The organism is Pontibacter sp. BAB1700, assembly GCF_000277005.1.
In the GTDB taxonomy this organism is placed as follows: domain Bacteria; phylum Bacteroidota; class Bacteroidia; order Cytophagales; family Hymenobacteraceae; genus Pontibacter; species Pontibacter lucknowensis.
The window spans coordinates 36,430-56,307 of record NZ_AKIS01000038.1; the positions used below are offsets into that span (position 1 = coordinate 36,430).

A 19,878-nucleotide genomic window follows, 5' to 3' on the forward strand; every position below is an offset into this window, starting at 1 on the left:
TCAGCGGGTCAGGTAACGGAAGCTTTGCGTACTTGCTTCTGGTGTGTTGTGCACCTGCTGCGGTTTCCTGTGTAATTTCAGAATTATGCTTAAATTGGTAGATCGAATTTCAGCTTATCTACCTTAAAACCATGAACTATCTCTTCAGGCCCCAGGTCTTCCTGCTGCTTTTATTCCTCTTCGTTTCCTCCTGCGCCACCAACCCTAAAACCGACCCCGCAAGCGAGGTCGCGAAGTGGGAGGAGCAAGCTGCCCGTGTTACCATCATGCGGGATGATTTTGGCGTGCCGCACATCTACGGTAAAACCGATGCCGATGCCGTGTTCGGGCTCTTGTATGCTCAGTGCGAAGATGACTTTAACCGCGTGGAGCGCAACTACATGTGGGCAATTGGCCGACTGTCGGAGGTAGAAGGAGAGGAGCAACTTTACAGCGACCTGCGTGCCCGTTTGTACATGACAGAAGAAGAGGCGAAAGCGGAATATGAAAGAAGTCCGGCGTGGCTGAAGGAGCTGTGCCAGGCCTTTGCGGACGGCATCAACTACTACCTGCACACCCACCCGGAGGTGAAGCCGAAACTGCTTACCCGCTTTGAGCCCTGGATGCCGATGTACTTCAGCGAAGGCTCCATCGGTGGCGACATCGAGAGCGTTTCCACTAAAGGCATCAAGGCGTTTTATGAAGAAGACCGGTCGCTGGGGCTGAACAGCCAGGGACACGGGCTAGTACAGCCGGCCTTGCTGGAAGAGCCGAAGGGCTCCAACGGCTTTGCCATCTCGGGCAAGCACACGGCCTCCGGCGACGCCATGCTGCTGATCAACCCGCATACCTCTTTCTTTTTCAGGGGCGAGGTGCATGCGGTGAGCGAAGAGGGGCTGAACGCCTACGGCGCCGTGACCTGGGGGCAGTTCTTCATCTACCAGGGCTTCAACGAAAAGACCGGTTGGATGCACACTTCTGCCTATGCCGACGTGATCGACGAGTTTGAGGAGACCATCGTGCGACAGGACGGTAAGCTGTTTTACCGGTATGGCGAAGAGCTGCGCCCGGTGGAGACCAAAGAAGTAACACTGGCTTACAAAGACGGTGGGGAGCTGAAAGAAAAGACCTTCACGACCTACCGCACCCACCACGGACCGATCACACACATGAACGGTGACAAATGGGTGGCCACGGCCCTGATGTGGAAGCCGGTGGATGCCCTGATCCAATCCTATACCCGCACCAAGAAAAGCAACCTGAAGGAGTTTAACGAGATGATGCAGATGCGCACCAACTCCTCCAACGCCACCGTGTACGCCGACGCCGACGGAAACATCGCCTACTACCACGGCAACTTCTTTCCGAAGCGCGATACCTCTTTCGACTATTCCAAGCCCGTTGACGGCAGCAATCCGAAAACTGACTGGAACGGTCTGCACACGCTCGATGAAACGATCCGCATCATGAACCCGCCGAACGGCTGGATCCAGAACTGTAACTCCACACCTTATACCGCCGCAGCTGAGTATAGCCCGAAGAAAGAGGACTACCCGGTTTACATGGCACCATCACCTGAGAACTTCCGCGGTGTGCACGCTATCCGTTTGCTCAAAAAGGCCGAGAACCTGACCCTCGACAAACTGATCGATCTGGCCTATGATCCTTACCTGCCAGGCTTCGAGGTGTTGATACCCGGACTCGTGAAAGCCTATGATGCCCAAAAGCCAAACGACCCCAAACTGAAGGCAGCCATCGACGTGATGCGCAACTGGGACTATGCCGTGTCGAAAGAGTCAGTGGCGATGTCGCTGGCGCATTTCTATGCCACCAACCTGCTGCGCGACGGCTCTGCGCCAAAAGGCCATATCATGGAGCGCTTCGACTACTATGCCAACACAGCACCGGCAGCGGAGCGACTGGATATTTTCAGCAAGACCATTACCGAACTGGAGCAGGACTTCGGACAGTGGAACACGCCATGGGGTGAAATCAACCGCTTCCAGCGCCTGACCGGTGACATCAAGCAGCCTTTCAATGATGCGGCTCCGAGCATACCGGTGGGTATGGCTTCCGGCAACTGGGGAGCGCTAGCTTCTTATGGAGCCAACCGCTACGACACCAAACGTCTATACGGCACTTCCGGCAACAGCTTTGTGGCCGTGGTGGAGTTTGGCGACAAGGTAAAAGCCAAGACCATCCTGGCCGGCGGACAGAGCGGCGACCCTAGTTCTCCACACTTCAACGACCAGGCCGCCCGCTATGCCAATGTGGAGTTCAAAGATGTAGCCTACTACCGCGAAGACGTAGAGAAAAGAGCCAAAGCCACTTATAAACCGGGGCAGAAGCAGAGCAAATAGCAGGTATAAAATGATCTGAATTGAAAAGGTCCGGGCTGTTGAGTCCGGACCTTTTTTATGTGGCGATTGTGGGAGAGCATTTGCCCCTTATGGGAACAAAAACTAAATGACATTCCATTTTCACAGCAATTTTATTTCTCTATCTTGCATAGTAAAATAACTATATACCTATGAACAAACTTAGATTTGTAATGATGTGGTGCCTGCTATTGGGCATCCTGGTTTCATGTGGCGACAAGGAGGACGATGCTTCACCGGCAGCAGCCGTAGAGCTGGATTACCTACCCGATACGAAAGGCTCTACCTGGAACTATGGCGGCACTAACCCTTACTCTCTTACCGCCACAGGCAATACCAAGGTAGTTGATGGGAAGACCTATTCAGAGTTCGAAACAAAGCAGGGAAATGAAACAAGAAAGTCTTATCTGCTGAAAGAAAAGGGCGTGTATACCGGTATAGGAATGGACCCAAGCTTGTCCAACGACATTTCCCTGACATTTCTGAAAGAAGAAACACCAGTGGGTAAAGCCTGGTATCAGACTAATACCATCAATGGATTTGAGACCAAAATGACCTTTACGATCATTGCAAAAGACATCACCAAAACAGTAGAAGGCAAGACCTATAAGGAGGTGATCCATGTGCAGGCTAAAACGTCTGTTATCTTCATGGACATGGAGATAGATTCGGGCGTCAACACAAATTACTACTGGGCCAAAGGGGTAGGCCTGATCCTGACAGATGCCGGTCAGCATGGAAACATTCCGCTTATGACTTACAGCATCAAGTAACAGCGAGCATCCATAAAGCTCGTAAATTAAAAAGCCCCTGCCGAAAGCAGGGGCTTTATTTTTATTTAACCGGTACGGGTATCAGCTCACGCTCGAAGTACACCAGGTCCCGCTGCGATGGATTACCATTGACGGTGCAGTAGTAGATGCGCTTCAGGTATTGTCTGATCGTTAACTTTAGATCCGGATTCACTTTTGCGAACACTTCAGATCCGATGGGGAATGTGTTTTCTAACATATCCTAAGGTACGCAGTTTAATCCATTATCACCGGGTTATTCCGATGTATTTTACAGAAGGTGCCACAGGGTAAGATCAGAAGTGTTATCTGCCCCAGCCCATACCTGCACCTTTTCCTGTTTTCTGCGTTTTTAACTAGGTATCACTATTAAATTTATACCTATGATGCTGCCTGCCAAACTACTTCTGATTCTATTACTGCCCTTCTCTGTGGCGCTCTCCACGCTGCATCACGGCTGGGCAAATTACGACCAGACCAAAACCCTGGACTATACCGGCCTGGTGGAGGAAATCACGTATGAAAACCCGCATGGGATGTTAAAGCTACAGCACGAGGACAAGACCTGGACGGTAGTGCTGGCACCGCCCAGCCGAATGAACTCCCGTGGCCTGAGCAGGGATATGCTGCAGGCCGGCGACTCGGTGCGGGTGGTGGGCTATCCGCATAAGGAGGTGAAAGATGAAATGCGGGCTGAGCGGATCTATGTAGGAGATAAGAAGATCGAACTTCGCTAGCGGTGACCTATACCTTGGCGGGAATGCTGCAGGGGCTGGAAGCATCAGCGCTGGCCAGTGCTATCCGGCAATCCACCTGGCTATACCCGTTCCTGGAGATCGTGCATATTCTGGGCATTGTGTTGCTGGTTGGCGGTGCTTTCCTCTTCGATCTGCGCCTGCTGGGCCTCTCCCGAAAACTGCCTGTACCGGAACTGGCCCGTCATGTATTGCCCTGGTCTAGGAGAGGGCTATACCTGATCATACCTTCCGGTATACTGCTGTTCAGTACCAATGCGGTGGCCCTGGCTGCTGATTCCGTTTTTCATATCAAGATGATCGGGCTGGTAGTGGGCGGAATCAATGCCGGTATATTTCATCGGTACATCTTTGCTGCAGCGCCGGAATGGCAACATGGCAACACGCCCCGGCCTGCTAAAGCGGTGGCGCTTTGCTCCATTGTGGTATGGGTGCTGGTGATTGCCTGCGGACGTTTGCTGGCATATTAGCTTAGAAGAGACCTTATACCGCTGCCGGAAAGTAGAGCCTGAATTCTGTGCCGACATTCTCTTCACTTTCCACTTCTATTTTGCCGCCGGCATTCTCCACGATGCGCTTCACCATATAGAGCCCGATGCCGGTGCCTTCCACGTGGTCATGAAACCGCTTGAACATGGTGAACAGCTGCTGTTGCTGACGGCTGTTGACGCCCAGGCCATTGTCTTTGATGCTGAGCAGTACACTGGACCCTTGCAGGCGGGTGCTTAAGGTGATGAGGCAGTCACGGTCCGGCGCCTGAAACTTGATGGCATTGCTGATCAGGTTGTATAAGATGCTCCTGAAGTTCTTGCGCGAAAACTTCAGCTGGTATACCTGCAGGTCGGTATGGATAAAGCAGTCTTTCAGCTTATCCGGCTTGTTCAGGTCGGCCATGATCTCATCATATACCTCCTTGATGTTGATCACTTCATCCGAGGCGCTTTCGCTGAACCCTTTCTGCATCCTGCTGATCTCAGTCAGGTCGGCAATCGTTCGCTTGAACCGGTCAACCGAATCCACCACATGCTGCACGATCTCCTCAATTTCATTGTTCAGCGCGTTAACCGCTACTAGTTCCTTTTTCAGAATACCCATCAGCGCCTCAATGTTCATGATCGGAGACCGCAGGTCATGGGAGGCTGTGTACACGAAGGTGTCCAGGTCGAGGTTGATGCGCTGCAGCTCGGTATTCTTGTGCTCGAGGGCGCTCTGCTGGCGAGCAGCGAGTTTATCCTGCAGCGCTTTCTGCTCGGTTAGGTCGCCGGTGATCTTCGTAAATCCAATGTGTTTGCCATCGGCAAAAATAGGGGTTAGTTTAACGGTGGCCCAGAACAAAGAACCGTCTTTTCGCCTGCGCCAGTCTTTCGCTTCGTAAACGCCGTTTTCCAGGGCAGATTTCATTTCCAACTCGGGTTTGCCCGCCTGCTGGTACTCCTCCGGGAAGAGCATGCCATAAAACTCGCCAACAAATTCTTCTTCCTTATACCCCTTCAGTTGCTCTACGCCCTGGTTCCAGGTGGCAATAATACCCTCGGTGTCCATCGCGAAAATGGCATAGTCTTTTATCTGCTGAATAAAATAGGAGTTGATCCTTTCCGGATCATGCAGTGGATTCATGGGTAAAAAGCGAAAGTTCTAAGCTATTTACTCTATTCCCATGGCACAGGTTATGGCAATGCTACCGATCCACGTCCTTCATAAAATTCACCAGTCCTTCAAAGTAGGTTTTCTGATCGTCATAGAAAGCCATGTGGCTGCCTTCGGGGCAATGCAGGTAACGGCCGTTCGGAAACTGCGTGGCCATCCACTCCATGTGTTGCGGGTCCATGGTGTCGTGCTGACCGCCGATGGTGAGTGTGGGCACCTTTATATCGGACAGGTGTTGGGAGCGGTCCCAATTCAGCAGTGAGGCATTTCCCCGGATGCCGAACTCGCTTGGGCCCTGCATCTGCACGTAGATGCTTTGGTTCATGTGGTCGAGCATGCGCAGTGCCGGGTCCGGCCATTCTTCCAGCGGCATACGCAGGGCATGCTGGGTATAGAAGTGCGGCAGCAGGAGCTCCATGTAGCGCGGGTTCTCAAAATCGTTGTTGGCCTCTATCTGCTTGATCTCGGCCAGCACCTCGGCTGGCATCTTCGGCCCCAGCACCTCGTCGGCATAGCGGTTGTAGGCAGGTACGCTCGACATCATATTCGAGATGATCAGGCCTTTGAGGTGCTGCTGGTACCGGAGCGCGTACTCCATGGCCAGAATGCCGCCCCAGGAGTGGCCCAGCAGGTATAAATTGCTCTTATCCAGTTGCAGCGCCTGCCGCACCTGTTCCACTTCCTCCACAAATCGGTCGATTTCCCAAAGGCTGGTATCGTCGGGCTTGTCGCTGTAGTGGGAGCCCAGTTGGTCGTAGTAGTAATACTCGATGCCCTCCTTTGGCAGATAACTATGAAAACACTCAAAAGCCTCGTGCGTGCCGCCCGGTCCGCCATGCAGCAGGAGCAGCTTCATGGTTGGGTTGTTACCTACCCGCTTCGTCCAGACAAAAAACTCACCTTTCGGGGTATGATGGTGATCCGGCGAGCCCCGCCGCTCAGTTCGTGTTCCGTACCGGCGTAGTTGTGGTAATCGGCTACGGAAGGCGTAGCGCTGCCTGAGTTTTCGGAAGGGGAGAGCTGGCGAATGGAAAGGCGTGATTTCATGGTTTATTGTTTAAGGTGAGCAGAAGGAATATGTACGGTGAATATACACAAAGTATGGCTTTGTGTTGCTGGGTATTGCAAGCGTATGTATACCTTGACAGGTGCTACTTAAATACTATCTTACAACATGCCTGAACAAATCAAACTGAACTTTTCCCCGGACCTGAGCCTGAATGCCGAAGGCAAGCATGTGCGCGACGGGCTTTCTACCGCCATGCTCACTGGCGATAATTTATGGCTGAGCTGCGATGAGCGTACTAGCATTGAGCGCCTCACCCGTTTGCCTGACGGAGCCTTTGGCAAGCACCACTCCTTTGATGTGCATGCCTACCTCGACCTGCCGGCGCAGAACCACAGTGAGATCGACATAGAAGGTATGGGCATGGCCGATCATTACCTCTGGCTGGTGGGTTCCCACAGCCTGAAGCGAAAAAAGCCGAAGCGGCACGACTCCATCGCCAAACAGATCAAACGTCTGGCGCAAATCAAAAGCGACCCAAACCGCTACATCCTGGCGCGCATCCCTATACTTCAGGATCCTGAAACGGGTGACTATACCTTGTACAAAGAAGTGGCGCACCCCGACCAGCCCGGTAAAATGCTGCGGGCGGGGCAGTTGCGGGGCGACAGAACGAGCAACCTGCTAACCGAATTGATGGAGCAGGACGAGCACATAGCGCCTTTCATGAACATACCCGGCAAAGACAACGGCTTCGACATAGAAGGACTGGCCGTACACGGCAGCCGCATCTTCATCGGACTGCGTGGTCCGGTGCTACGTGGCTGGGCCATGGTGCTGGAAGTGGAGCCGGAGGAAGACGAGGCGGGCATCCTGCACCTGAAGCAGCTGACAAAGGAAAAACCTTACCGGAAGCACTTTCTGAACCTGCGGGGCAAAGGTATACGGGAACTGCGCATCTTCGGAGACGACGTGTACCTGCTGGCCGGTCCCACCATGGACCTCGACGGCGTGATTGCCATCTACCGCTGGCGCAATGCCGTGAACGGGCACACGGAGCAGGTGGTGCATAACAACGAGTTGGAGCGGCTGTGTGAGGTGCCGCACGGCACAGGCGAGAACACCGGTAAAGACAAAGCGGAAGGTCTTGCCATACTCGACGACAAGCATGTGCTGGTGGTATTCGACAGCCCGGCGGAGGAGCGAACAGTGTGTGCAAACGATGTGCTGGCAGATATTTTAAGTATAGGGGAAGCTGATCTGATAACGAGGGTTCGATACAAGTATTCCAGCATAATGCCTGGTTAAAAGGCGCTTATTCAGTAAGTTATACAAAAAAAATAGCTGAAATAATTTGCGCAACCGATTAGTTGCACGTATATTAGCAAACAAACGGTTGCATATTTAGACTGACACATGAGAAGAGATGTTTTCCAGGCGATAGCTGACCCCACCCGAAGAGCCATTATTGGTTTGATTGCCCTGCAGGCCATGACGCCGAATGCTATTGCCGAACATTTTGACACCAGCAGACAAGCTATTTCAAAGCACCTGCAGATCCTGACGGAGTGCCAGCTTGTGAAACAGGAGCAGCAGGGGAGGGAAATTTACTATCAGCTGGAAGTAGCTAAAATGAAAGAGATTGACAAATGGCTGGACCAGTTCAGGAAGATCTGGGAAGACCGTTTCAACGAACTTGACAATGTATTATCAAACCTAAAACAAAAGAAGCCATGAAAAAGGACCTTGAATTCGAGTTTTCCGTGAACAAGGAAAACAAAACGATCACCGTTAAAAGAGAGTTTGCAGCAGAGCTCCCGCTGGTGTGGGATGCTTACACTAAAAGCGAGATCCTGGACCAATGGTGGGCGCCCAAACCCTGGAAAGCCCGCACCAAAACGATGGATTTCAGAGAAGGCGGCCACTGGCACTATGCCATGGTGGGTCCGGAAGGGGAAGAGCACTGGGCATTGGCTAATTACAAGACCATTGATCCTAAAAAGCGTTTTACCGCACTGGATGGTTTTGCTGATGCGGAGGGCGTGGTAAATACAGAAATGCCGCAATCAAATTGGGAGGTAAGCTTTACACCCAAAGATGAGGTGACCCTGGTAGAGAACCTGATCACATTCGATGACCTGGCACAGCTCGAAACCACCATCCAGATGGGCTTTAAAGAAGGCCTGACCAGTGCCATGGAAGGCCTTGACGAACTACTGGCTGCTCAGAAACAGGAGGCATAAGCGTCTGGCAGCGGCGGCAAAGAATCATATTGAATAACATAAATAAAAGCGGGGCTGGTGCATCACCGGAGAGCCCCGCTTTTTTAGTTTAATGCATATCTTAGATTGTCTGCCAGCTGGCAGCTATACCTGCAGGAAGGCAGGAGAGAAGCCAGGGCGGGGCGGAATATCCAGGAAAGGGTAGCTTACTTTGGACAGGTATAGCCCCTGCGGATAAGCCGGTGTCAGGTGCTTGGGTGCTGCCTCCAGCGCCAGGTAACTTTCGAACTCGGACAAGCTGAGCACGCCGTTTCCGACTTGCAGCAGCTTGCCCACGACGATGCGGATCATGCGACTCAGAAACCGGTTGGCCGAAATGTGAAAGCGCAGCCTGTCTCCCTGCTGGTTTGTCAGCCAGCGGGCTTCTGTTACATGGCAGATGGTGCTGTCGTGATCTGCCGGCGTAATACAGAAGTTCCGGTAATCGGTGTAAAGGAGGAGCAGGGCAGCGGCCGCCTGCATGGCATCCAGGTTCAGGTTCCGCACCAGGTACAGGGCGCTTGCCTCGTGCAGAAAGGGATCTTTGTAGGTATGGATAAAGTAGTCGTAGCTTCTTTTGCTGGCATCGAAGCGGGCGTGGGGCAGGCCCTCCACCGGGATGATGTCGAACACGGCGATATCGGGCGGCAGTACTTTGTTCAGCCGGAACAGCATATCAAAGTCCCAGGGCTGCGCGACATCCAGGTGAAAAAAGAACTGGCTCGCATGTACCCCGGCGTCTGTTCTGCCACAACCCACGATCGCTACCGGCTGCTTAAGAATCTTCTTCAGACACTCTTCCATCACCTGCTGCACGCCGATACCGTAAGGGTGTCGCTGCCAGCCTTTGTAGTGCGTGCCGCTATAGCCGATATGAAAGAAGTAGCGCAAGGATATTCTCGATCAGGAATTATGCATCATCCATAAATAGACGCCGTTCGTCCAGCCAAAGCCATCCTGGTTGGGGTATTCTCCTCCTCCGGCTTCCGAGCCGGGGTCTACCACGTTGTATTTTTCCATCATCTTGCCGGTGGCCTTAAAAGCCTGATCGTTCAGGGCAATCCATCGCTTTTTTAATTCTTCAGCGGTAGCATCAAAGCCATAATTAAGTAGCCCCACATACGTCATGTACTGCATCGGCGCCCAGCCATTCGGATAATCCCATTGCTGCCCACTCTCGTGGAGAGAAGAAACGACGCCACCCTTTTTCAAGAAACTGTTCACAATATGTTCGTGCACTTGCTGTGCATGCTCTTTGCTGGCAATTTTGAAATACAGCGGGAACACCCCAGCCAGCGACATGATTTTAGTGGATTGATTTGCGTTCGCATCATAATCCATGTAAAATCCCTTTTCCTCATGCCAGAAATGTTTGAGCATGGCCTCTTTGCGCTTCTCCGCCTTTTGGAGGAAGTAGGACGAAGGCTCTGAAAAAGAGCTGTGCGCATACGCCTCCGATAACGTTAGTTCCAGATCGTAGAGCAGGCAGTTCAGATCTACAGGGACAATATCGGTTGTATAAATGGTTTCCATTTTCGTCTCTTCTCTGAACCAACGGCAGCTAAAGTCCCAACCCGATTCACAGGCTGCTCTTATGTGTCTGTAGAGTGTTCCGGGCTCCACGCCAGCCGGGGCTGCGTGATGCGCCATTTCTACATCCTCCACATACGACTCAGGGCGAGGGGCCGGAAGGTCGTCCCAGTAACGGTTCAAAACACTGCCGTTCGGGCACCGGACTACCCTGCGAAAATACGTCTCCTTTTCCGAAAGGCGAAAGTATCCGTCCATCCAGTAGTTATATTCTTTTTGCAGGTGGGGGAGATATTTTGTGTAAACATCCGGTCCGTCAATCTGGGAGAGTAGCCGTATGATCCGGGCAAAAAATGGCGGCTGTGAACGTGTCAGGTAATAACTGCGGTTCGCATTCGGAATATGGCCATAGGTATCAATCATATAAGCAAGATTTTCCACCATCTCTCTGATCAGTTCATGCTCCCCGGCACATTGCAGGCCCAGCATGGTAAAGTAGCTGTCCCAGTAATACAAGCCTCTGAACCTTCCGCCCGGAACGATATAGGATTTGGGGACAGGCAACATAGAGCAATTCGTTTGGGAGGTGCGTGTCAGCAGGGGCCAAAGCTGTTGGATATGCTCTGTAACAGGCAGTTGCTGGTTGCTTTCGTACTCCGTATTGATAGGGGAAGGGATTTCAAAATATTCACAGACAAAATCCTTCAGATCGAAATCTTTCTTATGCTTTTCGATTTCGTATAAACTAAGAATTTCTTCCGGGGCACGCTTGGGAAAACAGTCGGCAAACGTGATGGAATCAGGAAATACATGGTTCATCTGAACATCATGAAATAGCGGTCCGAATAACTGATCGGGTGGTAAAATGGCCGGAACGACACTGTATATCTGCGGGGGCTCTATAGCGCTCATTTGTTTTAGGTTTTCAGTATTCACGCAATTCTGGCTTTTAGGTTAAAGTGTTTTTATGGGGTAAATGTTTTAGGGGTATATTTACGCTAGTGCGAGCTTGCAGCTCGTACTGTTACTCTTAGCCAGGACACTTAGCCAGCGCTCTTATAAATATTCATAATTTTTAATTCCTTATGAATGCTTATCTTGCTTTACAAATCCACGGCACCCCATGCAGCACAACATCCTTCGTCCGCGCCAGGCACTCAACAAAGCGTATCTCCGGCTCAAGACCTCCCGCTCCGAGATGGAGCAATTCAAGGCAGCGCTGCGGTCCCTGCTGACCAGCATCGACCTGAGCGAGAGTGAGGAGCATGTGAAGAACCATTTGCGCGACTTCCTGAAGTCGGCTTTTTACGATAAGTATGGCGTGAACACCAAAGGCAAAACCGACCTGGTGATCCATACCGGAGCCGATACCAAGAGCCCTGCCGGGGTGATGCTGGAAGTGAAGCGGCCGGGCAACAAAGGCGACATGCCCACCACCGACAACCTGAACTACAAGGCCATGCACGAACTGGTGCTCTACTACCTGCGCGAACGGGTGGAGCACAAGAACCACGACCTCAAGCAGCTCATCATCACCAATGTGCACGAGTGGTTTGTGTTCGATGCCCTGGAGTTCGACCGCCTGTTTTACCGCAACGGACAACTCAAAAAAGACTTTACGGAGTGGAGCCAGGGCAAGAAGTCCGGCAACAGCACCGACTTCTTCTACAAAGAGATCGTGGCCCCTTTTATCGCCGGGCTTTCCGAGAGCATCAGCTATACCTGGTTTAACCTGAAGGAATACGAGAAGCCGCTCAAGAACAAGGACCTGAAGGACGATGTGAAGCTGGTGGCCCTCTACAAACTGCTCTCGCCGGCGCACCTGCTCAAAGAGCCGTTTGCCAACGACGCCAACTCGCTGGACCCCGGCTTTTACCTGGAGCTGCTGCACATCATCGGGCTGGAGGAAGTGAAGGAGGGAGGCCGCAAGCTGATCCGCCGCAAGGCCAGACCCGATGCCGGCTCGCTGCTGGAGGCGGCTTACCAGAAACTGAAATCCGAAGACCTGGTGTCGGGACTCGACAACCCCTATACCTACGGCAACACCCGCGAAGAGCAGCTCTTTAACGTGGCGCTGGAGCTGTGTATCACCTGGATGAACCGCATCCTGTTCCTGAAGCTGCTCGAAGCCCAGCTGGCCAGTTACCACCAGGGCGACAAGGTATACGCCTTTATGAACCCGGAGTACCTGCGCGAGTTCGACGACCTGAACGAGCTCTTTTTTGATGTGCTGGCCGAGCGACCGGAGAGCCGCAGCGCCAACGTGCGCGACAGGTTCCGGCACATCCCATACCTGAACTCTTCGCTGTTTGAAACCACCGCGCTGGAGAAACACACACTGCGCATCTCGAACCTGAAAGACAACAGCCGCCTGGCGCTCTACACGCGCACAGTGCTGCGCGACGGAGCCGGCAAGGTGCTGAGCAAGTCGCAGGCCGATATGCGCACCATGGAGTACATGCTGCGCTTTTTGGGCAGCTACGACTTCGGGCCGAGGGCAAGGAGGCCATACAGGAGGAAAACAAAACGCTGATCACGGCCTCGGTGCTGGGCCTGATCTTCGAGAAAATAAACGGCTACCGCGACGGCTCTTTCTATACGCCCGGCTTTATTACCATGTACATGAGCCGCGAGGCCATACGCCGTGCGGTGGTGCAGCGCTTCAACGAGTTCTATACCTGGGAGCTGGCCGATTTCGACGCGCTGCGCTTCCGGCTGATGGCCAACCACACGCAGCAGTCGGCGCTGGAGGCCAACCAGATCCTCAATAGCCTGCGCATCTGCGACCCGGCGGTGGGCTCGGGGCACTACCTGGTGAGTGCGCTCAACGAGCTGATCGTGATCAAGGCCGAGCTGCGGGTGCTGCTCAACCGGCAGGGCAAGCCCCTGCACTATGGCAGCATCGAGGTGCAGAACGACGAGCTGATCGTGACCGACTACTACGGCGAGCTCTTCAGCTATACCGTGCACCAGCACCCCGACGGCCACCGCAGCATCAACCCGCAGGTGCAGGAGCTGCAGGAAACGCTCTTCCACGAAAAGCAGACGATCATCGAGAACTGCCTCTTCGGTGTGGACATCAACCCGAACTCGGTCAAGATCTGCCGCCTGCGCCTCTGGATCGAGCTGCTGAAGAATGCTTATTATTGTCAGAATCAGGATTTACAGGATTTTAAGATTAACAGGATTTCCGCAGAGAGTAATTCTTTAAATCCTAAAAATTCTTTACGTTCTGAATCCTGGAAATCCTCTAATCCTGAAAATCCTGATTCAGACAAATTTACGCAGCTTCAAACACTCCCCAACATCGACATCAACATCAAGCAGGGCAACTCGCTGCTGAGCCGTTACCCGCTGACGGCCGACCTGCACGAGGCGTTTGGCAAGAAGGGGCACAGTCTGCAGGCTTACCGCGAGGCGGTGGGGGAGTATAAGCACACCAATTCCAAAGAGACGAAAAAGCGGCTGGTACATTTTCTGGAGGAGATCAAACAGGGCTTCCGGACCACGCTGGCCAACAACGACCCGCTGCGCCAGCGCATGGCGAAGCTGCGTGGCACCATTGCGGCCGTGCAGGACCCGGATCTTTTCGGGGCGGTGAAGGTAGACAAAACCAAGCTTGCCAAAATGAAAAAGGAGCTGCAGAAGCTGGAAGCGGAGCGCGAGCAGATCGAGACGAACAAGGTATACGAGGGCGCTTTTGAATGGCGTTTTGAGTTTCCGGAAGTGCTCGACGAGCAGGGCAATTACCGCGGCTTCGATGTGGTGATCGGCAACCCGCCGTACATCCGGCAGGAGGAGCTCGGCGACTTTAAGCTATACCTGAAAAAGCACTTTGCAACCTTTGCCGGCACTGCCGACCTGTATGTATACTTTGTGGAGCGGGGCATCGACCTGCTGCGCGAAGGCGGCCAGTTCAGTTACATTGTGCCGAACAAGTGGATGCGGGCTGGCTATGGGCAGGCGCTCCGTGGCTGGGTGCAGACCTATACCTTGCAGCAGCTCCTCGACTTCGGCGATCTGCCGGTGTTCGAAGAAGCCACCACCTACCCGCTCATTGTGTCGGTTACCAAAACGGCTCCCGCAGAAGAAGACTATACCTTGCAGGCCGCAGGTATAGACACCCTCTATTTTGAGCGCGGACTGTCTGAGTACCTGCAGAACAACGGCTATTGGGTACAGGCAAATCTGCTGCCTGAATCGGGTTGGTCGCTCTCCGACAGCACCTCCCAGCAACTGCTCGAAAAGCTGAAGAACACAGGTATACCATTGGGGGAGTATGTGGAGGGGAAAATTTACCGTGGCGTGCTCACTGGGTTGAACGAAGCTTTTGTGATTGATGAAGCTACGAAAGACAGATTGATTGCGGAAGATCCGAGAAGTGCAGAGGTGATTAAACCGTTTTTAGCTGGACGGGATGTGAAGCGGTATATGCCACCGAAGTCTGATAAGTATTTGATTTTGTTCCCAGCTGGTTTCACGAAAGAAAGAGCTGGCAATGTGAATGAAGAGCAAGCCTGGAAGTGGCTTCAGGAGAACTTTTCTGCTCTGGCTAATTATCTATCACTTCATGAAGAAAAGGCTAAGAAGCGGCTGATCAAGGTAATTTTTGGTGGGAGTTAAGAGCTTGTGCTTACTATAATGAATTTGAAAACCCTAAGATTATTATACCTGCAATCGTGAGAAAAGGAAGCTATACCTTCGATATCGATGGCAATTACTCAAACGATAAAACTTCAATTATCGCGCTAGATGATTTATACCTTCTAGGCTTGCTCAATTCTGAAGCCGTGGATTTCTTCCTTAAATCTATCTCTTCTACAAAGCAAGGCGGTTATTTCGAGTACAAGCCAGTTTATGTTTCACAACTCCCCATCGCCCAAGCCGACGAAGAAACGAAAGCAGGTATACTGGCATTGGTAGAGCAGGTACTGGCGGCGAAGCAGGCCGATGCCAGTGCTGATACGGATGCGCTGGAAGCTGCGATCGATCTGCAGGTATACCGCCTCTACAACCTCACCTATGACGAAGTGCTGCTCGTGGAGCCAGGCTTTGCTATGCCGCGGGAGGAGTATGAAGCTGCTTTATACTTGAGTAATTAAGGATTCAACTGGCGTAGTCTAAACTGTAAGATTTTGGGCTAGTGGGAGCTTGTCGCTTATAATCTCACTAGTGATGAAGGTATGGCTACGTGGAAAAGAAAAGCACGAGCTGCAAGCTCGTGCCAGATTATTAAATTATTGATCATGCTAGATTTTTGACATTCTTACTGAGATGCTGTTGTAGGTAGTTTTTGAGGTAACACTTGTAACTAAAAGATTATACTCTTCTTCGTTGATATCGATTTCGACAGCAATTAATTTGGAGAATTCTCTAGGAACAAATCCTATTTGGATATTATCTTTTAAGATTGTTATAGCATAGGTATCGTAAGAATTCGAGTGATCACGAGAATAAGTCAAGTTTTCACCCACTTTAACTGAAAGTGAGGAAACTCTTCGGTCCACTTCATAGGCTGTGCCACGTATCTCAAAATCGAAAGTTTCGGGGATGTTACCGCCACGATTAGAAGACAACGTCATAGCAGTATAAAGGACATTCTTGCTATCGTACTGATTAATTTGGAAACTTAAAACATCTTCAGTAGTTAAATTGGATAGCCATTTTATAAATGCCCTTCCTGATAATCCATCTGATTTTTCAGCTAGAAGTAAAGCTATGTCTCTATTTTTGATACCTAAAGATCTGGCTAAACAAGCTGTTGAGTTGTTAAGGCCATACTTTACAAATGTCTGCAAGTTATTTATACCTTCAGGTAATTCATCCCTGCTCACACCTAGTTTAAAAGTTAAAATAGTATTGAAAGAGGTGATACCCCAAGTGTAACGATAATAAAATCCTTGAGAAAGTAATATATTTAGTAATAGCTGATCATCACTGATCTTTTGCCATTCCTCTTGAACTGTCTTGATGTCATTACCGTTAATCCATGATTTTAGTGTATCAATGACTTTAAAGGCATCAAGCCCTGCTTTTTTGAGTTTATCTATGTATACCTCATATATTTTTCCTTCGCTAAACAGTTTTGTTATTGACTCTAATAAACCTAAATAATCATCCGCTTGAACCTTTGTTTTAAGTTCTTCAATATTAGCGTCAATATAGCCCGCTATCGCTTTATTACTTTCAACAGAAAATCCTGTTTCACCGAAGACAGGTAATAATTCTGCAGGAACCTCATCTCTTATTTTTGTGATAGTTTCCCTAAAAGATCTTTGTAGAGGCTCAATATTGGTTCCTCTTTCTGCGGCCTGTATCTTAAACAAACTATTATCGATAATTCTTTCTACCAATAATTCTGTTTCAGTCTCAACAGATTCTTCAATTAAGAGGTTGAGAAGGTAAGGTTCTGAAAGAATTTGAATATTATGGAGAAGTGTGTCGAAATCTATCAATCTTTTAGAACGTTCATCTAAGACTTTATAAAAGATACTATGTGCTTCTTCTAAATTTCGTTTGTTAATGTATTTATTATAAGCTCTTCTGTCAGTAGGGCTATTTATTACAAAAATGATTTGCCCTTCAGTTTCTTTACAGGCTCTTCCAGCACGCCCAACGATATTCCAAAAATCTCTTACTTTGAGTGGGATTTTATGTGAAATCAAAGTTGAATGAATAATGAGGTGCTTAATTGGAAAGTTTAACCCTTGACCAATTGTATTAGTAGAGATAAGAACCTTCAGATTGCCAGAGTTATAATCAGTTTCTACTGATTGTCTAACTTGTTCAGGGAGATCGCCAAAATGAATTCCAATTCCTCTTTCCAAGCATTTCGGAATGTATGAATCTTCTGGGAACCATTTTGCAGCAAAGAAATATGATTCACGTTCTTTATTCTTTACAAAAGATGTAGGCACTTGTTGACCACTTTCTTCAAGTTTATCTAAAATGCTTATAAATGCTTCCCCAACTTGCTTAGTGTTTGCTACTTGAGCACAAAAGACTAAACACAAACCATCTTTTGATAGCTCAAGAGCAAGGCTTGCTGAAGTTTGAGCTTTATTGGTACCATTAGGAAAAGAAGAAGCATATTGTTTTTTCTTAATGATTGCAGGTACGAAAGCTCCTCTTTTCACTCTTGTTCTTTCGTCTTCTGTTTCAATATCAGCAAATGTTATTCGTCCATTATCACCCTCCCAAGTAAAGCTTCCTATAAGTTTTCTTGTAGGTTCCCATTGTTCATCCTGAGGGGTATCATAATCGTTCAATGATCTAATAACATTCTCTTTCTTGTTACTTAGCCAAAGTGAATACTCATCAGCATTGGTAGGAGGCATTACAGCGGATATAAAAAGTGTCTTTATTTCCGGTACTTTGATTCTTATTTTTATTAGTAAAAATTCTACTAAACTGGCACGAGTACTAATTTCTCCTACAATATGACCTTCATCTATAACAAGTAAGGATACATTATCAAAGTAGTCAGGATTTAATCGAAACAACAGATCTATTTTTTCAGGGGTAGCAATTAGAACATCTGTGTCTTCCAATATAATCTGCTGAAATTCATCTATTTCATAGCTTCCAGAAAGTGATGAAATAGAATAACCTAATTTAGACAGATAATTAGATAGTTCTATTTCCTTTTCATTTGTTAGTGCTCTGAAAGGAGCTATGTAAATACATTTCTTGTCAGGATGCTTTATGAGGCTATTAAGAATTGTGATCTCTGCAATGAAAGTTTTACCTGCACTTGTTGGCATTTGAATAACGAAGTTATCATCTGATAATACCTGCTGTTGAACTGCACGAAGTTGAGAAATCCAAAACTCGAATTTTGAAGTTCTTTTATCTATTTCTTTAATTCCACTACTTGTATATAAGTCATGTGTTAGAAGCTTTACATACTTTTTCCAAATAAGGCTATTTCGTATACCTTCATCTTGTCTTAGATTTTCCCAAATTGATCTTTCAAGATAAATCTCTAAACGTGCTTTTAATAAAAAAAGTAGGTGTGAAATGTGAATGTTTCTAGTATCCAAGAAGAACTGATAAGACTTATTTATTGATGACAAAAAATCATTTTCATCAAAGTATAGTATGTTGTTATACCATTTACTAATAGCTTCATCAAAATACTTAATGCCAACCTTATTTGACTCGCTTCGATTAATTAGAGTTTTAGCTTTTGCAATATTTTTATTAAGTATAAGTGTAATGTGGCTTAAAATATAATTATCTTCTTGAAGCAGGTTATGTTGCTCCTTACTTGTGAGGCTATAATTTAAAATGTCTCTTATTAGACATTGAGCATTGGCTTGATACCCCGCTAAATCGTAGCTTAATGAAGAAAGGATTTTTGAAAAATCTCTATCATATTCTTCAGAGATCAAGCCTAAATACTCATAAATTTCTGCGCTTTCTTTAAGACCTCTTGAAGCTAGCCTTCTATTAGCATTTTCGCTTAAAAGTATACAAGAGCTTGTAGATAAAAAGAGGGCCCTGTTCCAAAGGAATTCTTCATTATAGGTTTTAGTAAACTCAACACTTAATCTTCGAGCTAGGATCTGGTTTTTGTAATTTTTATAAAAGTAATCATTTAAGACTTCTTCTAAGTTTGCTTCAATAGACGCAATGAACTCCTCTTTTCTCATTTTTCAAATACAAAATTTACAGCTTCATCAATAGCCTTTTTTTTCATCTCTACTATTAGACGTCCTAAATTTTTTATAAGTACAACAGTTACATTTAAAGGGCTTATACTTGGAGGTAAGTCCTCTAAATCTGTGATTATGTTACTTAGGAATTTTTCTCTTTCGATTACAAAGAAGAGTTCATAATTGCGGTTATACTTATTTGGATTCTTAACTACATCTTTCCATTTCGTCGCTTCCTCAAAGTCATGCTTTTCGTAATTCAGTCTTAAAAGGAAATCTGCAATACCATATGTTGGAGATTGTTCTTCTTTTAATAAACTATTATGAGCAATCACAGTAATATATTGTCCAGGTTCACCTGAGACCGGATATTCCTTTGCTAGTTGTAATTTTGTTTTGATCTCATAGTAATAGAAATCTGTTAATGGGGCTACTGAATTATGAGCTACCATGTCTGTGCTGAAAACAGACTTATCTTTATTAAACTTCCATCTCATTTTTCTAAGAGGGACAGTCAAACCTTGAAAATAAGTAACGATTAGATAAGCTAATATTTCTCCAAAATCTCCTTGAGTAACATTTTTACCTAATTGATGCTGATCAGTAGAAAAGACTTGCTTATTTATGTAATCTATTAATTCTTGTTCACTACTTTCCTCATACATGAACTTGAGGAAATCAAGGTGTCTATATGACTCTATGATTTCTTTACCAAGAAAGCTCTTTACATCCTCATCAATATCTTTTCTTTCAGAAACATTGATGAGTTTAAATTTATATGGGCAAGGATTTAACTCCTCATATTCTAGCCATTCGTTAATCATGATATCTTGCTTAATTAGAATATATGTGAAGTTAGATTAAATAATCTAGT

General features: G+C 48.2%; 18 protein-coding genes. 10 read left to right on the plus strand and 8 right to left on the minus strand.

The features are described from left to right. The first annotated feature begins 131 nt into the window (after positions 1-131). Both O71_RS05340 and O71_RS05345 read left to right on the plus strand, forming a co-directional pair. Positions 132-2,339, plus strand: a complete 2,208-nt coding sequence (locus tag O71_RS05340; RefSeq protein WP_007654067.1) for an acylase — start codon at positions 132-134, stop codon at positions 2,337-2,339. Positions 2,340-2,509: 170 nt separating this feature from the next. Beyond that, entirely contained in the window at positions 2,510-3,130 is a 621-nt protein-coding gene (locus O71_RS05345) for a hypothetical protein (protein WP_007654068.1), read from the plus strand. A gap of 61 nt (positions 3,131-3,191) precedes the next feature. Here O71_RS05345 and O71_RS24225 read toward each other — a convergent pair whose 3' ends face one another. Continuing rightward, the gene (locus O71_RS24225) at positions 3,192-3,368 is read right to left on the minus strand and encodes a hypothetical protein (RefSeq protein WP_007654069.1); all 177 of its coding nucleotides are present in this window, start codon (positions 3,366-3,368) and stop codon (positions 3,192-3,194) included. 163 nt (positions 3,369-3,531) lie between these two features. Here O71_RS24225 and O71_RS05350 point away from each other — a divergent pair, with 163 nt between their 5' ends. Together O71_RS05350 and O71_RS05355 are read left to right on the plus strand one after the other, a co-directional pair. Beyond that, positions 3,532-3,885: a DUF6152 family protein gene (locus tag O71_RS05350; RefSeq protein WP_007654071.1), complete on the plus strand. Its 354-nt coding sequence runs from the start codon at positions 3,532-3,534 to the stop codon at positions 3,883-3,885. 23 nt (positions 3,886-3,908) lie between these two features. Then, the gene (locus O71_RS05355) at positions 3,909-4,373 is read left to right on the plus strand and encodes a DUF6644 family protein (RefSeq protein ID WP_007654072.1); all 465 of its coding nucleotides are present in this window, start codon (positions 3,909-3,911) and stop codon (positions 4,371-4,373) included. Positions 4,374-4,386: 13 nt separating this feature from the next. On the opposite strand, the gene O71_RS05360 is transcribed toward O71_RS05355, so the two are convergent. From O71_RS05360 to O71_RS27095, 3 genes are all read right to left on the minus strand, one after another. Continuing rightward, entirely contained in the window at positions 4,387-5,520 is a 1,134-nt protein-coding gene (locus O71_RS05360; RefSeq protein ID WP_007654074.1) for an ATP-binding protein, read from the minus strand. A 61-nt stretch (positions 5,521-5,581) separates the two neighbouring features. Next, positions 5,582-6,406: a proline iminopeptidase-family hydrolase gene (locus tag O71_RS05365; protein WP_007654076.1), complete on the minus strand. Its 825-nt coding sequence runs from the start codon at positions 6,404-6,406 to the stop codon at positions 5,582-5,584. Between the two features lie 14 nt (positions 6,407-6,420). Then, complete coding sequence (locus tag O71_RS27095) at positions 6,421-6,597, minus strand: hypothetical protein (RefSeq protein ID WP_369750888.1); 177 nt, start codon at positions 6,595-6,597, stop codon at positions 6,421-6,423. A 127-nt stretch (positions 6,598-6,724) separates the two neighbouring features. Between O71_RS27095 and O71_RS05370 the strand changes: the two genes are divergently transcribed. The 3 genes from O71_RS05370 to O71_RS05380 all read left to right on the plus strand — a co-directional run bounded on the left by O71_RS05370 (position 6,725) and on the right by O71_RS05380 (position 8,799). After that, positions 6,725-7,864 (plus strand): DUF3616 domain-containing protein, encoded by a 1,140-nt coding sequence (locus O71_RS05370; RefSeq protein ID WP_007654078.1) that lies wholly within the window; start codon positions 6,725-6,727, stop codon positions 7,862-7,864. Between the two features lie 108 nt (positions 7,865-7,972). Next, positions 7,973-8,293 carry a helix-turn-helix transcriptional regulator gene (locus tag O71_RS05375; protein ID WP_007654079.1) on the plus strand — a complete coding sequence of 107 codons (321 nt, stop codon included), beginning with the start codon at positions 7,973-7,975 and terminating at the stop codon, positions 8,291-8,293. Continuing rightward, entirely contained in the window at positions 8,290-8,799 is a 510-nt protein-coding gene (locus O71_RS05380) for an SRPBCC domain-containing protein (protein WP_007654080.1), read from the plus strand. The genes O71_RS05375 and O71_RS05380 overlap by 4 nt, the downstream gene beginning before the upstream one ends. Positions 8,800-8,922: 123 nt before the next feature. Here the strand turns inward: O71_RS05380 and truA are convergent, their stop codons facing one another. Next, positions 8,923-9,708, minus strand: a complete 786-nt coding sequence (gene truA, locus O71_RS05385; protein WP_007654081.1) for a tRNA pseudouridine(38-40) synthase TruA — start codon at positions 9,706-9,708, stop codon at positions 8,923-8,925. Between the two features lie 12 nt (positions 9,709-9,720). Further along, positions 9,721-11,283, minus strand: a complete 1,563-nt coding sequence (treF, locus tag O71_RS05390) for an alpha,alpha-trehalase TreF (RefSeq protein WP_007654083.1) — start codon at positions 11,281-11,283, stop codon at positions 9,721-9,723. 187 nt (positions 11,284-11,470) lie between these two features. On the opposite strand from treF, the gene O71_RS21455 reads away from it, so the two are divergent. From O71_RS21455 to O71_RS21465, 3 genes are read left to right on the plus strand one after another with little or no spacing between them, the layout of a single operon-like run. Continuing rightward, positions 11,471-12,880: a hypothetical protein gene (locus O71_RS21455; RefSeq protein WP_051017707.1), complete on the plus strand. Its 1,410-nt coding sequence runs from the start codon at positions 11,471-11,473 to the stop codon at positions 12,878-12,880. A gap of 11 nt (positions 12,881-12,891) precedes the next feature. Further along, on the plus strand, positions 12,892-14,970 hold the full coding sequence (locus O71_RS21460) for an Eco57I restriction-modification methylase domain-containing protein (protein ID WP_051017708.1): 2,079 nt from the start codon (positions 12,892-12,894) through the stop codon (positions 14,968-14,970). 56 nt (positions 14,971-15,026) lie between these two features. Beyond that, positions 15,027-15,449, plus strand: a complete 423-nt coding sequence (locus O71_RS21465) for a TaqI-like C-terminal specificity domain-containing protein (RefSeq protein WP_007654084.1) — start codon at positions 15,027-15,029, stop codon at positions 15,447-15,449. 147 nt (positions 15,450-15,596) lie between these two features. Here the strand turns inward: O71_RS21465 and O71_RS05400 are convergent, their stop codons facing one another. Both O71_RS05400 and O71_RS05405 read right to left on the minus strand, forming a co-directional pair. Further along, positions 15,597-19,001, minus strand: a complete 3,405-nt coding sequence (locus O71_RS05400; protein ID WP_007654085.1) for a DEAD/DEAH box helicase — start codon at positions 18,999-19,001, stop codon at positions 15,597-15,599. Continuing rightward, positions 18,998-19,828: a Hachiman antiphage defense system protein HamA gene (locus O71_RS05405; protein WP_007654086.1), complete on the minus strand. Its 831-nt coding sequence runs from the start codon at positions 19,826-19,828 to the stop codon at positions 18,998-19,000. The genes O71_RS05400 and O71_RS05405 overlap by 4 nt, the downstream gene beginning before the upstream one ends. Positions 19,829-19,878: the final 50 nt, after the last annotated feature.

Coding starts and splice junctions, on each gene's coding strand:
- O71_RS05340 (WP_007654067.1), top strand. CDS start 132: ATGAACTATCTCTTCAGGCCCCAGGTCTTCCTGCTGCTTTTATTCCTC.
- O71_RS05345 (WP_007654068.1), top strand. CDS start 2,510: ATGAACAAACTTAGATTTGTAATGATGTGGTGCCTGCTATTGGGCATC.
- O71_RS24225 (WP_007654069.1), bottom strand. CDS start 3,368: ATGTTAGAAAACACATTCCCCATCGGATCTGAAGTGTTCGCAAAAGTG.
- O71_RS05350 (WP_007654071.1), top strand. CDS start 3,532: ATGATGCTGCCTGCCAAACTACTTCTGATTCTATTACTGCCCTTCTCT.
- O71_RS05355 (WP_007654072.1), top strand. CDS start 3,909: ATGCTGCAGGGGCTGGAAGCATCAGCGCTGGCCAGTGCTATCCGGCAA.
- O71_RS05360 (WP_007654074.1), bottom strand. CDS start 5,520: ATGAATCCACTGCATGATCCGGAAAGGATCAACTCCTATTTTATTCAG.
- O71_RS05365 (WP_007654076.1), bottom strand. CDS start 6,406: ATGAAGCTGCTCCTGCTGCATGGCGGACCGGGCGGCACGCACGAGGCT.
- O71_RS27095 (WP_369750888.1), bottom strand. CDS start 6,597: ATGAAATCACGCCTTTCCATTCGCCAGCTCTCCCCTTCCGAAAACTCA.
- O71_RS05370 (WP_007654078.1), top strand. CDS start 6,725: ATGCCTGAACAAATCAAACTGAACTTTTCCCCGGACCTGAGCCTGAAT.
- O71_RS05375 (WP_007654079.1), top strand. CDS start 7,973: ATGAGAAGAGATGTTTTCCAGGCGATAGCTGACCCCACCCGAAGAGCC.
- O71_RS05380 (WP_007654080.1), top strand. CDS start 8,290: ATGAAAAAGGACCTTGAATTCGAGTTTTCCGTGAACAAGGAAAACAAA.
- O71_RS21455 (WP_051017707.1), top strand. CDS start 11,471: ATGCAGCACAACATCCTTCGTCCGCGCCAGGCACTCAACAAAGCGTAT.
- O71_RS05400 (WP_007654085.1), bottom strand. CDS start 19,001: ATGAGAAAAGAGGAGTTCATTGCGTCTATTGAAGCAAACTTAGAAGAA.
- O71_RS05405 (WP_007654086.1), bottom strand. CDS start 19,828: ATGATTAACGAATGGCTAGAATATGAGGAGTTAAATCCTTGCCCATAT.